The sequence below is a fragment of the Flavobacterium galactosi genome (assembly GCF_048158585.1).
In the GTDB taxonomy this organism is placed as follows: Bacteria; Bacteroidota; Bacteroidia; order Flavobacteriales; family Flavobacteriaceae; genus Flavobacterium; species Flavobacterium galactosi.
Genome location: NZ_JBLNKV010000001.1, coordinates 825,615 through 841,882 on the forward strand (window position 1 = coordinate 825,615; position 16,268 = coordinate 841,882).

At 35.5% G+C, this 16,268-nt stretch carries 7 protein-coding genes; 6 read left to right on the top strand and 1 reads right to left on the bottom strand.

Annotated features, from left to right (window positions below; translation table 11 throughout):
- Positions 1–83: 83 nt before the first annotated feature.
- A complete protein-coding gene (locus ACM55M_RS03520; protein ID WP_416856111.1) occupies positions 84–1,928 on the bottom strand; it encodes an NPCBM/NEW2 domain-containing protein in 1,845 nt (614 codons plus the stop codon).
- Between the two features lie 777 nt (positions 1,929–2,705).
- Here ACM55M_RS03520 and ACM55M_RS03525 point away from each other — a divergent pair.
- The 6 genes from ACM55M_RS03525 to ACM55M_RS03550 are packed head-to-tail and all read left to right on the top strand — an operon-like array spanning position 2,706 to position 16,253.
- Complete coding sequence (locus ACM55M_RS03525) at positions 2,706–4,910, top strand: fasciclin domain-containing protein (RefSeq protein ID WP_416856112.1); 2,205 nt, start codon at positions 2,706–2,708, stop codon at positions 4,908–4,910.
- Position 4,911: 1 nt separating this feature from the next.
- Complete coding sequence (locus tag ACM55M_RS03530; protein WP_416856114.1) at positions 4,912–8,190, top strand: SusC/RagA family TonB-linked outer membrane protein; 3,279 nt, start codon at positions 4,912–4,914, stop codon at positions 8,188–8,190.
- An 18-nt stretch (positions 8,191–8,208) separates the two neighbouring features.
- Positions 8,209–9,720, top strand: a complete 1,512-nt coding sequence (locus ACM55M_RS03535; RefSeq protein ID WP_416856115.1) for a RagB/SusD family nutrient uptake outer membrane protein — start codon at positions 8,209–8,211, stop codon at positions 9,718–9,720.
- 11 nt (positions 9,721–9,731) lie between these two features.
- Positions 9,732–11,528: a fasciclin domain-containing protein gene (locus tag ACM55M_RS03540; protein ID WP_416856116.1), complete on the top strand. Its 1,797-nt coding sequence runs from the start codon at positions 9,732–9,734 to the stop codon at positions 11,526–11,528.
- A 40-nt stretch (positions 11,529–11,568) separates the two neighbouring features.
- Positions 11,569–13,041 carry a fasciclin domain-containing protein gene (locus tag ACM55M_RS03545; protein ID WP_416856117.1) on the top strand — a complete coding sequence of 491 codons (1,473 nt, stop codon included), beginning with the start codon at positions 11,569–11,571 and terminating at the stop codon, positions 13,039–13,041.
- 20 nt (positions 13,042–13,061) lie between these two features.
- Positions 13,062–16,253, top strand: coding sequence for a SusC/RagA family TonB-linked outer membrane protein (locus ACM55M_RS03550; protein ID WP_416856118.1), 3,192 nt, complete (start codon positions 13,062–13,064; stop codon positions 16,251–16,253).
- Positions 16,254–16,268: the final 15 nt, after the last annotated feature.

Sequence of the window (16,268 nt, forward strand, 5' to 3'; positions counted from 1 at the left end):
TTCGATTAGCGTGTTCTAAATTCCAAGTGTCAATTGATGCTCCATGAAAAAGGCATCAAAACCGGGACGAAACTAAAAACAGGTTATTTTGAAACTTTAATCATTTTATACAATCCGGCACCATGCGAATTGATTTCAGGAGCAAACTCTCCAGAGAATTCTCCAACTACTTTTCCTGACCATAAATCGGTGATTAAATAGTTTTCCGGAAGGCCGTTTTTTTTCAAATTTACCAGGATTTTTGCACTCGGTGGAGGAGGTAGTCCTGATGGGTTTTGGGTAAAAACAAAAAATTTAACGGTGGCTCCCGTGTTTTGAGCAATACAGGCTTCATCCAATCCTACAACTGCTTTAAAACGAGTGTAGCCTTCAGGTAGGTCAAATTCTATAATGGAATTGGAATGCGTACCGATACCATTTTCATATTTAACTTTATTTACTGTAAGAGCATTCCCGGAAACGCTACGGTTCATCTGTGGTTTTTGCCATCCGGATGTTGCTTTTTTCCACTTTAAACTGGTCAGTTTAAGAGAGTCTTTTCCTTTGTACAGGGTTGGCTCGATCCAGTTCGCATGATCCCAATCGGTTTTGTCCCCTCCATCATTTACCACCAGATACAGTTTTTTAGCCCCTGAAATATCAATATCTACCGTGGCACTTTGTCCCAGAGTTATTTTTGATATCAAGCCGCTGTTCCAAACTGCTTTTTCTTCAGAGACCAATTTTTGATCGGCTGTATTGAAGACCGCCAAGTATTTAGCTCCTGTTTTTGGTTCGTCTGCAATCCAGGCGGCTTTGTCTTTATCGGTAAAAAGGGGTTTGTTGTTGGTGCTTTCGTTCAACACTTTCAGTACATTTTTATTCGTCAGTAACGAAAGCGTGAAAGAATCATTCTCCGGAAGGTTGCCGCCAAACATTAACGGAGATTTAAAAATACTCCATAAAGTCATTAATGTGTATTGCTCGTCCTTTGTAAATGCCGTCATTCGAGGATCTCCTCTTTCTGCCCGGATGCCAATTCGTCCTAGAGGCAACATGTCTCCGTCTGGATAGGCACCATAGGAACGCCATTTGTTCCAACGCTCAAAGACTTCAAAATGGTCTTTTAATTGTTGCCAGCTATCCCAAAAATCGCCTACAGTACGCCACATATTCGCATTTTTTTGAACGTGATCTGCATGTGCAATTGGCGTTTCTCCAGGGGAAGTGCTCAATACAATTTTACGTCCGGTGCGATCGATGGCCTTGCGAATCATATCGATTTCTGCTTCAAAGTAAATAGGGGAAGAAAGATCATCTATCTTAACAAAATCGAGACCCCAGGAAGCATACAATTCAAAAAGGGAATTATAGTATTCTTGTGCGCCTGGCTTGCCCGGAACTACGGTGTACATATCGTGCAACCAGCTGCACTGGTCTTTTTCTGAATATATAGCTCGGGCTGTTAGATTCGTGCCTTTGATTGGCAAGTTTTGTTTTACGGCTATTACCGGAATGCCCCGCATGATATGAATGCCAAACTTCAACCCTTTTTTATGAAGATAATCGGCCAAGGGTTTAAATCCTTTTCCTCCCGCCGCAGATGGGAAACGGTTTATAGCGGGCATAAATCTGCCGTATTGGTCCAATACATAATCCGGATCTTTTTCATTATACCCATGTGATTTATCGTTCCCAACATACCATCTGATATCGACTACAATATAATCCCAACCATAAGGCTTTAAATATTTGGACATATAATCAGCATTGGCTTTTACTTCTGCCTCTGTAACTGTAGGTCCAAAACAGTCCCAACTGTTCCATCCCATGGGGGGAGATGCTGCCCAATCATGGAAGTCTTTCTTGGTTTGGGATTGAACTGCATAGTTGAATATGAAAAAAAGTAAGACGGAGAGTGCTTCTTTATTAAATTTAAATGGAATCATGGGAATGATATTTTTAGAATTTCATTTTTGCGTATAAGTGTGTTTTTAACATTTGTAAATTAATTAAAAAAAAGACAGATAAACAAATGAACAGGATAAAAAATGGGTTAAGAATAGGAGTATTGTAATTTACGTTTGTAGCTGTCAACAAAACAGCAGTTGTTTTATACAGAAAATAAAAATTTCATTACCCTCAAATGATTTTTATTAAGGTTATTTTTCTTTGTGAATTTAAAGGAATTGGATTAAAAAATTACGGATTAATTAGTCGCAACAGTTTGGAGTTTTTTATTGCAGTTTTTAGCAAAACTGTCCGCAATGCCGATAGTACGATTTTGACGGTAAGGGGGACAAAATTCTTGTAATTTATAATGGTCATTTTGACAAATATACCTCATAGTAGAATAAAAATCGTACTAAATTTATTTTTGAGTTATGTAAAAGCCCCAGAATATATAATTATTCGATTTATATATGTTATTTTTTCGAATTACAAAAGATATGTTAAATTCCTTAAGTGTGGTTTGTACGCTTAAGTTTTAAAAGATTTAACAGGCTAAGCCCCAACAAATACAAGGATTTTCATATTGTTAGAATAACGGTTAATAGATTGTGAAATTGATATTTAATTGGCTTTTTTTTATTAACACAAAAAAAACAGGATAGAACAGGATAGATGTAGCAAGCTGACCTCATAAATTTGAAAATGTTAAATATTCATAAAAAAAGTTAAAAAAAGTATAAATATTTGTTCACAACTTTATAAGTTAATCTATAATGAAAAAAATCCATTACTATTTATTTGTCCTTCCATTTCTGGCTTTCTTGACCAGTTGTAGTCAAGACGTATTTGATGAGTACTATGCACGTCCAGAAGGTCTTGAAGCTCCTATTTATCAACGACTCGAAGCTCGCGGCAATTTCAGTAACCTGACGGCTTTAATAGGAAGAGCGGGTTACAAAGATATCTTGAGCAAAGCAGGATATTGGACGATGCTCGCTCCTAATGATGCAGCGTTCGTAAAATTCTTTCAGGAAAAAGGAATTTCAAACGTGGCGGACATTGATTCTGTTACTGCGGCTAAGATTGTGCGATTTGCTCTGGTCTACAATGCGTTTCGAGAAGAGCAACTTTCCGATTATCAATCATCAAAAGGATGGGTGTTAGATAATGCCTTTCGAAGAAGAACAGCATTTTATGACGGTTACCAAACTAAATTAATAAATGGAGTTCCAACCGTAACTGTTGGAGCTAATCGTAATGGAGCTTGGTTTGCTGGAGATAACAATAATAAGTATGTTACTTATTTTACAAAGGAATATTTTACCGCCAAGGGTTTAAGTTCGTATGATTTTAATTATTTCTATCCTGGTGCAACATATACAGGATTTAATGTTTTAGATTCAAAAGTAACTGAGGCGAATATTGTTGCCGAAAATGGATTTATTCATGAGGTAGATAAGGTAAATCTTCCATTAGAGAATATTGACCAGTATCTGGAACGAAATAGTAATTACAGTCTTTTCCGTAAAATTATAGAGGATAATTTAATTACTTATATTTTTAGTCAAACTGCAACAACTAATTACAAAAATTTCACTGGTAAATCGGACAATGTTTATGTACGATTTTATGATCCTAGTTTAGTAATGTCGCCTAATAATGAAAATTATCTAAAAGTGGAAGATAATGATGGTCAAGCAGATGCTTATACTATGATTGTTCCTGAAAATGCTGTTTTGCAGAATTTTATAAATACGGTTTTGCTTAAGAATTATCCTTCGCTGGATAAACTGCCTAGATATGTTTTTCAAGATTTGGTAAATGCACACATGGTACAAGGTGCGGTGTGGCCAAGTATGAAAGGAAATTTTATTAATGGTTTAAAAGAGGATTTAAGATTTGATTTCAATAGTAATATTACCGATAAAAAAGTTTTAAGCAACGGATTTTTTTATGGGTCTAATATAGTTCAAAAATCAAATTTATTTTATAGTGTATACACTTCGGCTTATTTAGATCCTAAGTATAGTTTTGCAACTAGATTATACAGTGACGGTTCAGGTTACAAGGAAATGATTAGTAATATAAATAAAAAATTCACGATTTTCTTGCCTTCTGATGCCATATTGAGAAGTCTTGGTTATGAATATGATTCGACCCATTTATATTGGGTTTATGTTTCTCCAGCAAATGGAGCAACTATAACAGGAGCGAATGCTAGAAATAGATTATTAAGACTTTTTTACAATTGTATCGTTTATACCCCTAATGGAGAGTTAAATAATATTGCCACTACTTCAGGAATTATTCGTACAGGGGATAGTGATCTTCCAGGTGAATACATAAAATGGAGCAATAACAAAATCTATGCAGCAGGAAATGTTATTCCAGGTGCTACTGCTGTTAATGTTACAGGAAAAGAAGTGCAACAAAATGGAACAGCTTATTATGTAGATAATCTACCTCAATATTCGGAGGAATTACAAGGTTTAGTAATTAAGCGTTTAGCAACTAGCAATACCCAATTTAATAACTTTTATCAATATCTATTAAATTCTTCAATATATAACGCAACTACTGGTAAAATTGAAGGAGTTGACTTGGGTACCTCTTATACTTTTATAGTTCCCAATACGGCAGCTATTGCAAAAGCAGTAACGGCTGGAGTGCTTCCCGCTAATCCTGCTACAACAATTCAAGGGGAAAGGGATTTGATTGCGGATTTTATCCGGTACCATATCATATCTAATAGGACAGCTTCAAGTGACGGACTTATTACTGGGCTGTATGAAACACTAAGAAAAAATACTCGAGGGGATAAAACGTATGTTGAAATAATTAGCACGCCTGGGACATTATCGTTTAGAGATAATTCAGGAAGTAATCCAGCTGCTAATTTTATTTCAGCCAGTAGTAACAACTTAGCAGATAGATCCTTAATCCATTTAGTAGACAACTATCTTAAATTTACGGAATAAAATGAAACAAAAAATTACAAATATATTTTATAGTTTTACAATTGCCCTTGTTTTGCTGGCAGCTGTACCAGCATTTGCGCAACAGCCTGCTACTGCTACTTTGGTTCGTGGTCAGGTATTAGACGCAGGGGATAATCTAAGTATTCCTGGAGCAACTGTTGTAGAACAGGATGGCGAGAATCGTACTGTAGGGGGAGTGATAACTGATGCTGATGGAAATTTTGCAATACGTATAAATCCAAAGAATAAATTATTTATATCAACTATTGGTTATAAATCTCAAAGTGTGCCTCTTAATGGCAGACAATCTATTAAGATTAAATTGGTTTCCAGTATTGAATCATTAAAGGAGATCGTTGTTACCTCTGCAAAGGCATCCGATAACGGATTAATGAAAATTGCGGATCGGGACCGGACTACCAGTGCTGTTAGTATCAATGCTGCGGATTTAGAAAATACGCAGGCAGCATCTATTGATGAGGCTTTACAAGGGCGTTTGCCTGGTGTGGATATCACGGCCACCAGTGGGGATCCTGGTGCGGGTATGCAAATACGTATTCGTGGTACTTCATCCATCACTGGCTCTTCGGATCCTTTGGTAGTGGTTGATGGGATGCCATATGAAACTTCAATACCCCAAGATTTTAACTTTGGTTCTGCTGATGAACAAGGGTATGCGGCTTTATTAAATATTGCGCCTTCAGATATAGAAACGATAACTATTTTAAAAGATGCTGCTGCTACTGCTATTTGGGGGTCTCGTGCTGCCAGTGGGGTTTTATTGATTACTACTAAACGTGGTGGAGTTAGCGCGCCAAAAATCACTTATACTTTTAAAGGAACTTATTCTGAATTGCCTTCAACTATTCCAATGTTAAATGGAGATCAATATTCACAATTGATTCCTGAAGAATATATGAATAGAAATGGGGTGCCTTTGAATACTTTATTTATTAAAGAATTTCAGTACGATCCACAAGATGTTTATTATTATAAGAACTATAGTCAAAATACCAATTGGGTAGATGCTATTTCTCAAACAGCTCTTACCGGAGAACACAATTTATCATTACAAGGTGGTGGACAAAAAGCAAGATATTTCACTTCAGTGGGTTATTATAAAGGACAAGGGGTGACTGTAGGTACTGGTTTAGAAAGAATGAATGCCAGATTAAATTTAGACTACATAGTTTCAGATCGTATTAAATTTAAAACGGATTTGTCTTACACGCATACTGATACACAACGTAATTATTCTAATTCAAAGGATACTGAGGACAAATTGAGAGGAGTTGCCTATACTAAAATGCCAAATATGAGTATTTATGAGTATGATGCAATGGGAAATCTTACTCCAAATTATTTCTCGCCAGCTGGAAACGTTCAGGGGACTTATCCAGGAACTTACAATCCGCTAGCGATGGCTGAGTATGCAACTAATGATCAAGTTGGAGATCGTATAGTTCCTCACTTTAATTTAAGTGTAGATATTATTCCTAAAGTTTTAATGTCGACTTTTGACCTTCAATTTGATTTTAACAGTACCAAGGCTAAATCATTTTTGCCACAAAATGCAACGGGTCGTCCTTTCACAGAAACAGTCGTGAATAGAGCTTCTGATGCTGATATCGATGCCTCGAATGTTATTACAAAGACCAATTTTCTTTATACTCCAACGATAGGGAAAAACCAAACGTTTCAAACTGTTTTGTCATTACAATCTAATGATTATCGGTATACATCACATCAGGCATTAACGTCAAATACGGCTTCGTCTCTATTGACAGATCCGTCCAATCCATCTAGAACACAAAATTCGGATTTGGTGTTGTCTACGGGAAATAGTCAATCAAGAAACGTTGGTGCAGTGATAAGTGCTCAATATGGTTTGTTAGATCGTTATATTGTAAATGTTGGTTTGCGAGCTGATGGTAATTCAAAATTTGGGGCTAATAACAGATATGGTTATTTCCCTTCTATATCCACTCGTTGGAGAATTTCGGGAGAATCATTTATGAAAAAATTAGATTATGTAGATGATTTAAGTATGAGGCTTAGTTATGGACATTCCGGTAGAGCACCTCGTTTTGATTACCGTTATTTGAATGTTTATGACAACTATGATACGCAGTATTTAGGCGTTAATGGAGTGGTTCCGACAAATATGGAATTGAGTAATTTACGTTGGGAGACAATAGTGGGTACAAACCTAGGTTTCAACTTGCAATTGTTTAAAAAACGTTTGTCTATTGATGCCGAAATATATCGAAATACTACTAAAGATTTGCTTTTTGAAAATCTTGCTTTGAGTACCGTTTCAGGATTTGATAATATATCAGACCAAAACGTGGGATCTATGGAAAACACCGGATGGGAAATAGGTCTGAATGCTACTCCGTTTAAAGCAGGAAAATGGAAAGTGGATTTTAATTTTAATATTTCGGGTAACAAAAATATCATTAAAGAGATCTCTGAATATTATCCAAGTGAAAGTGGAAACACCGATAGAAATGGGGAGTTTAAGCGTTTTCTTCAAGTTGATAATCCTTTTGGGTCGTTTTATGGATATAAATTTAAAGGAGTTTATGCTGATCTTGAAGCAACTAAAGCCAGAGATGCTAGCGGGAATGTTATTGTAGGACCTAATGGTCAAGAAGTATTGATGCGTTTCAATTACCCTAATACGGATTATGTGTTTCAACCAGGAGACGCTATTTATGAAGATATCAACAAAGATGGAAACATTGATAGTCGTGACGTAGTGTATTTAGGAAATAGTAATCCTAAACTAACAGGAGGATTTGGACCGTCAATAAGTTTTAATAATCAATTTAAAGTATTACTCTTCTTTACATACCGTCTAAACTACGATATTATTAATGGAACTGACATGAGAACTACAAACATGTATGGATATAGTAATCAAAGTACCGCTGTTTTAGCAAGATGGCGTAATCCAGGTGATGTGACTAATATGCCAAGAGCGGTTTATGGTGCTGGATACAACTGGTTGGGTTCTGATCGTTATGTAGAAGATGCTTCATTTGTTCGTCTTCGTACCGTTACCGTTAGTTATAATTTAGGAAAAAATCTATTAAAAAAAATAAATTTAGAAGATTTAAGGTTTTATCTAACAGCGGATAACTTGTACACTTTTACAAAATATAGAGGTCAAGATCCTGAGGTAAGTATGGGAAAAGGTCCTTTTGGTATTGCTGTAGATAATGCTTCTACACCACCTACTAAGCGTTTCACATTTGGTCTTACAACTCGTTTTTAAATAAAAAATATTTGACTTATGCAAACTAAAATAAAAACAATATTAGCAATCTTTATCCTTTTCGTTTCGGCAAGTTCGTGCGATGATTATTTAGATTTACGTCCTCAGGATGGAATTGTTCGTGATGAATTCTGGAAAACTAAAGAGGATATAAAAGCGGCTGTGATAGGAATCTACTCGTCGATGCTAAGCTCTCCTCCAGGAGTGGGAGATTTAACGCTGACCCAATATTTATTTATGTATGGGGAATTGAGAGGCGGTATGGTGGTTGAAGATATATACGTTAGCGAGGATGAAAGGGATATTATGAATACTAATATTCTTCCCTCTAATGAGTTAGCTAGTTGGGCTGCATTTTACAGAACAATCAATTATTGTAATACGGTGATTGATTTAGCGTCTGCGGTAAAAAATGAGGATCCAACCTTAACGGATGCACAACTAAAACATTTTCTTTCGGAGGCCTTGGCAATAAGAGGGTACTTGTACTTTACATTGGCCCGTACTTTTAAAGAAGTACCATTAAAGTTAACTGCTACTTTAAGTGATCAAGACAATTTTCAAATACCGACTAGTCCACAAAGTGCAGTTTTTGCACAGGTAATTAAAGATTTGAAACAAGCTGATGAATATGCTGTTGAAGATTATGGAGATAATGCATCAAACAAAGGGCGTATAACAACTTACGCTATAAATGCGATGTTAGCGGATGTTTATTTGTGGACTGAGGATTATCCATCAGCGCTAGCAGCTACAAAAAAGGTGACTGGTTCAGGAAAGTTCAAATTGATAGAAGCAGCTGCCAGTACTTGGTTTAATACAGTGTTTGCTAGGGGAAATTCGACTGAAAGTATTTTTGAATTTCAATACACTACATCTAATAGAGGACCATTTCATAATCTGTTTTTACAAATACCACATTTTAAGGCTGATGGTCTTTTGATGGATAATGTTTTTGGAATTGATTTTGATGATCCTGTTAATAAAAAAGATATTCGTGGGGATAGAGCATCATTGGTTGGCGCAACAGGTGAAATTTATAAATTCACTGGTTTAAATGGGGAGGATCGTAAGGCCTTACAAGATTCGGATACCCATTGGTTTGTGTATCGTTATTCAGATGTGATGTTGATGCAAGCGGAAGCTTTAGCAAGAATGGGAGGCAATGAGAATGGACTAGCTGCCATTACTATTATTAATGAGATCCGATTAAAACGTAAAGCCCTTTTACAAACATCACAAACTGTGGGTTCCGGTGATACTAATGGTATTATTGATTATATATTAGCGGAACGTGCCCGTGAATTTGCTTTTGAAGGAAAACGTTGGTATGATTTATTGCGTGTTGCCCGAGCTAATAACTACGAACGTAAACAATTGTTAATAGATTTAGCTGTCGCAACCGCACCCGCAAATCTACAACAATCCATTATTGCAAAATTGAAGGATTCAAACAGTCACTATTTACCTATTAATACGTATGAACTTTATACTAATAAAGCACTTGTACAAAATCCATTTTATAAATAAAAAAATAAGTCATGAAAAGATTTTTAAGATTACCTCGCCTATTGAGACTTACTTTAGTGGTTTTAATAACTATAGTGTTTCTGAACTGTACACCTGAAAAAATAAAACAAAGCACGGATGATACGCTTAATATAACCGAATATTTAAGGGCTAATCCAGACTATTCGATGTTTTTAGAAATTCTGGATATTACCAATTATGCCTCATTTATGAATACGTATGGGACGTATACTTTATTTCTTCCTACTAATGATGCTGTAAAGCAATATCTAACAGATGTTGGTGCTGCTTCATTAAAGGATGTTCCATTAGTAGATTTACAAAATATAGCGAAACTGCATATTTTAGATAAAAAAATCAGCACTACTGATTTTACGGATGGAAAAATTGCAATACCTACTTTATTTGGGCAGTATTTAATAACTGGGGCAGCTAATGTCAATGACGTTTCGAATGTAACGGTCAATAAAACATCAAATATTATAGCTTCTAACGTAGCAGCAGGGAATGGTGTAATCCATATTATTGATAAAATGTTACGCGTTGCCAATAAAACTTTGGCACAGACTATAGAAGCTGATCCAAATCTCTCTTTGTTTACTGAAGTTTTAAAAGCTACTGGATGGTATGAGAAACTAAACCAACCGATTGTTTACGATGTTAATAAAGTCGGTAGTTTTCTAACGGTTTTAGCACAATCTAATGTCGTATTTGAAAATACTACATGGAAAAATCCTAAAAATAATGTTACAATTAAATTAAATACTTTGGCTAATTTAAAACTAAGATACAGCCAAGGCGATCCTATGAAAGCTGCAGATAGTTTGAATTTGTATGTACAATATCGTATCATACCAGGTTTGAGTTATTTAGCTGATTTTACAACAACTCCAGTGTTTGTTACCAAGGCTCCGTTGGAAGTAATTAGCTCAAAATTAGTTAAACAAGATATTTTATTAAATGAGGATATTTTTAACGGAATACTTGAAAAAGGGATTGGTGTTATAAGAAACAGTAGTGACGAGACTTCTTCTAATGGAGTATTGCATTATGTGGATGGAAATTTCTCAATTAAAAAGCGTGTTGCATCACCCGTTTATTTTGATTTATGCAATCAACCAGAAATGGCTGCAAATGTTGCTAATTACCGAAAAGTTGGAGGTGCATCTTTCGGTTTTGTATTAGGAGCACTTAAGGATGTTACCTGGACCGGAAATACAACATATAATATGTCTTGGCAACCTTATGGTGGAGCCGTTAATGGAGATCTTTTTAATATTTTTCGTTTTCGTACGGGTACAGGAGGTTTGAATGATATTGAATTTAATACCCCCGTAATTATTAAAGGCCGTTATAAAATATGGGTATCTTACCGTGCAGCAACTTCTAAAGCTTCTACTAATACAAAGGTATTTTTTGATGGTGCGCAAACTTCTAGGATTATCAACCATTTAGAATTTGCAAATGATCCTTCTTCTCTTACAACGGGAATAACTGATAGAGTACTAGAGTCGCAAGGGTACAAGCGTTATATATTTCCATTTGTTAAAGCAGATAATGTTAATTGTAGACTTGTAGGTATTGTAGACGTACCAACAACAGGAAGACATAAAATTAAATTTACTACAGATGCTTGTTCCGGTTGTAGTGCAGCTGATGCAGATAGATTCGATATGGTCGAATTTCGTCCAGTAGAAATGGATCAAATATGGCCAAAATTCAGTAAAGGTTTTCCAGTAGCTGGGACCAGTAATTTAGTTCAAAGAGAACAAGCCACAAAGGGAGATAACAGTAATAGTGGGTATTAAAATTATAAAAGTGCACAAGTACAAACTTAATCAAGTAAAAATGATCGTATTAAATTTAAATTATAAAAGACTATTGGTTAGTTTGTTAACTATAGCCTTAGTCTCTTGTTCTAATCCTTGGGATGATCGTGAAAACAATGGCGATGCTAACTTAAGCGTTAATCTCAGCGAGGCCATTACAAATACAGCTGAAACATCCCTGTTTGGAGCGTTACTCGTTCAAACGGGATATGACAAAATCCTCTCTGAATCTAAGACCTATACCGTTTTTGCTCCTACTAATGAGGCTATCTATCTGTTGGACAAATCCATTCTAAATGATGCTAAGGCCCTTAAACAATTTGTTGCAAATCATATTGCTTTAACCGCTTATTCGTCTATAAGAAGTGGGGAGAAAACACAAATAAAAATGTTTAGTGATAAATACTTAACATTCAAAGGAAGTAGTATGATTGATGATGCTACAATTGTAACAGCGGATCATTATGCGGCTAATGGAGTGTTTCACATCATTAATAAAGCACTTACTGCTAAATTGAACATTTGGCAGTATATCAATTCTAAAGCAGGTGTTTCGGCAACGAGCGATTACTTATTGAGCTTAAAAGATTTTAGTATTTATAAAGCTGATATGGATGCTAAAGCAGGAGCAGTACCTGGATTTCTATCCGATTCATTATCAAATTCGTATTTAAGAAATGTGTATAATTTGAATAACGAGAAAAATTCTTATACTTTATTCGTGATGCAAGATGCGGGTTATAACGTTGAAGTGGATAAGATGAAACCTTATTTAATTAAAACATCAAATGTTCCTACAATTGATTCTACAGCAATTTATTCTAAGTATTTTACATTAAGAGATATGGCTTTTCCTAAAAAGTATGAGTTGAATGAATTGCCCGCAACTTTAACTTCAAGATTTGGGGTTGAAGTTCCTATTGACAAGACGCAAATTGTTGGAGAGCCTATCCGTTTGAGTAATGGTATAGTTTACATCATGAAAAAAGTGGATGTACCTCTGGCAAAACGTTTAGTTACTACAAAAATTGAAGGAGAAAAGAATATTAGTTTTATTAATGGAGGCCGTAATGCGATTTATTATCGCGATAGAAAAGATCCATTTGGAGTGTTATTCAATGATGCGATCGTACTAAACCCAGGGACCGCCCAGTTTATGCTGGATTATGAGGCTAAAGATATGTACAGTACTACTTATAAAGTCTCTTGGAGAGCGATAAATGATTTCCAGACCACTGTGGTGCAACAAAGTTTAAGAGTTGCAGGAAAATATGCTTTTGTCAATAATATTAGAACTGTTTCTGATTTAATAGGCACTATAGCCCCCGTAAGTGTTCAGCCCAATTTTTATGAGGAAGTATATATTGGAGATATCACACTAACTAAGGCACGCAATATCGATTTGATTTCATTAATCGCTGCTAATAGTACCGTAAACGGGAACAACTCCCTCACCCTTGATTATTTGAAATTTGTTCCTGTCCTTAAATAATATTCTATAAAAAATTAGTTATGCTAAAAATTATAAAACTAACCTGCCTAGTAAGCATGTTTTTTGCCGGAGAACTCTATGTGCCATTGTATGCACAAGAGGCTCAGGATCCATCTACTACTGCAATCACAACCATAAATAAAAAAGTAAAAGGAATTTTGGTTAAAGGTGTTGTAAAAAATGCAAAAACCAAAGTTGCTTTATCAGGAATTAACATTGCTGTCGAAGGATTTTCGGCAGCGATTACGAATGATGATGGTAGCTTTGAAATTAGAGTACCCAATCTAGAAGCCGTACTTAAAATTAGTGGTGAAGCTTTTCAAGCTAAAGTATACGCTTTAAAGAACCAAGAATCAGGAATAGAAATATTCCTTAGTGAGCCGTATTATGCTCCTGCTTATCAAATCGCTAATCTTCCATCGGGAGAGAAAATGCAATATGAAAATACAGGTGCAAATAGCGTGGTTAATTTTAAAAAAAATCAATGGTCTAGTGTTGTAAATGAATCTGTTGGAGGTTTTCTTCAAGGAAAAGTGGCGGGATTAAACACGGTTAGAAACTCCGGAACACCTGGGGCGGGTGCCTATTTAGCACTTCGTGGTTTTAATTCATTGTATGCTACTAATAAACCTTTGATCGTTGTAGATGGAATGATTTATGATGATGAGGATTATGGCTCCGGAATTGTACAAAATAATATTTCTTCTCCTTTAACTAATATAGATGTTAAAGATATTGAGGATGTAACTGTTATTAAAGATGGATCATCTCTATACGGTACTAAAGGAGCTAATGGAGTAATTAATATTACGACTACTCGTGCTACAGAACTATCAACTAAAATTGATTTTACTATGTATGGAGGAATAAATCAAGCTCCGGATCAGTTGCCTTTGCTTGATGCAGCGGGCTATCGCACGCATCTGTCTCAATTAGAAGCCTCTCGCGGGTTGTCACAACAGCAGGTTGCCGATTTGCCTTATATGAACGATAATGTAGGTACTGCAGGGTATTATAAATACCACAATAATACGAATTGGCAAGATCAAGTTTTTAAGGCCAGTACAAATCAAAATTATTTTTTAAAAATTCGTGGAGGAGATGAAATAGCAAAGTTTGGTTTGTCTGTAGGTTATCTTGATAGTAAAGGGATTGTTCAGCAAACCAATACTCAAAGATCCAGTACCCGTTTAAATGCAGCATTAAGATTGACAGAGAAACTTACTGTAGATGCTAATTTATCTTTTATCAATAATATTCAGAATCAATGGGATCAAGGATTTGCTTACAAAACAAGTCCAATATATTTAGCACTTACTAAATCACCATTTTTATATCACCATAATATTGATGACGCTGGTGAAGTATCGCCCAATTTGGCTGATGTAGATAATTTTAATGTAAGTAACCCCAATGCGATTTTAAAGAATGGTTTTGGAACGAACAATAATTACCGCTTCTCAGGTAATTTTAAATTCAACTATGCTTTAAATAAGGCTTGGAATATTAGTTCTATCTTAGGGTTAACATTTAATAAAGAAAGAGAAACCTTCTTTATTCCAGATTTTGGAGTAGCTAATATTATACTTCCCACTGCTATAGGAACGAATCGTTCAGGAAGTGAAGTTCAAAGTTACAAAAGCCTTTATACCGATACGTATGCGAACTACTTTAAAAATTTCAATAATGAGCACAACTTAGACGCTCGTTTCGGAATTAGAACGCAAAGCAATAAATCAGAAAGTGATTTAGGGTTAGGGTACAATTCTTCTACAGATGATTTTAAAAGTGTAGGTGCTGGATCTAACTTGTTACGTCAGGTAGGAGGAGTCTTAGGGGAATGGAACTGGTTAAATATGTATGCCAGCGCAAATTACAACTACCGTCACAAATATTTCCTGACAACAAGTTATGCTGTTGACGGATCAAGTAGGTTTGGAGATAAAAAATCAGATGGGGCTGATAAATTGGCGCTGATGACTTCCATAACAGGAGCTTGGTTGGTGTCATCCGAAGGCTTTATGAAAAATTTAAAGGCGATTGATTATTTAAAGTTTAGAGCTAGTTATGGTCACAGCGGTAATGACGATATTGGAAACTTTACTGCCCAACAATACTATGTTTCTCAAAATTTATTGGGTTTACAAGGTCTGGTAAGAGGAAATATTGGAAATCCAAACTTAGAATGGGAAACGGTAAAAAAATTCAATTTAGGTGCTGATTTAGGGATATTGCATGAGCGTATTAGTGCCTCATTTGATGTGTTTTCCAATAAAACGGAGAACATGATTATTTATGAAACAGTTAGTAATGTAAGTGGATTTGATTATGCTGTTTCCAATAGTGGAGCAATGCGTACTTTAGGGGCCGAATTGGCATTGAAAGCACGTGTTGTTAATTCAGCTGATTTTACTGTTGATTTTGATTTAAATTTAAGCCGTTACAAAAACGAAATTCAAAGCTTGCCAAATGGTGATATCCTTACTCAATTTGCTGGAGCGACTTATTTGACATCAGTAGGAAAAGATGCCAATTTATTTTATGGTTTAAAAAGTAATGGGATATATACGACTGCTGCCGAAGCCACTTCAGCCGGTTTAAATAAACGTTTGTCAAATGGTGAATTAGTTCCTTTTACAGCTGGTGATATGCGATTTACAGATACTAATAATGACAGGGTAATTGATAACAAAGACCGTATGGTCATTGGGAATCCTAATCCCGATGTAACGGGTAGTTTTTCAACTAATATTACTTACAAGCGTTTTAGTCTTCAAGGGTTGTTTAATTTCTCGATTGGGAATGACATTTATAATGGATTGCGTTACAATCTGGAAAAAATGAGTGGATACGAAAACCAAAGTGCTGCTGTTGCTAATCGTTGGAGAGTAGAAGGACAACAAACGGATATTCCAAAAGCAACTTGGGGAGATCCAATGGGGAATGCTGAATTTTCAAACAGATGGATTGAAGATGGTTCTTATTTAAGACTTAAAACGGTAGTCTTGGAATATGATTTTGCGGTGAACGACATGAAGTACGTTAAATATATCAAGCTTTATGCCAGTGCTAATAACTTGTTTACGTTTACTAAATATCTTGGGTACGATCCTGAATTCAGTGCTACTTCATCTATATTTGGCCAAGGAACAGATATAGGTTTAGCTCCTCAGTTCAGAACATTGCAACTAGGACTCCGTCTAGGACTTTAATTATTTTACACTACA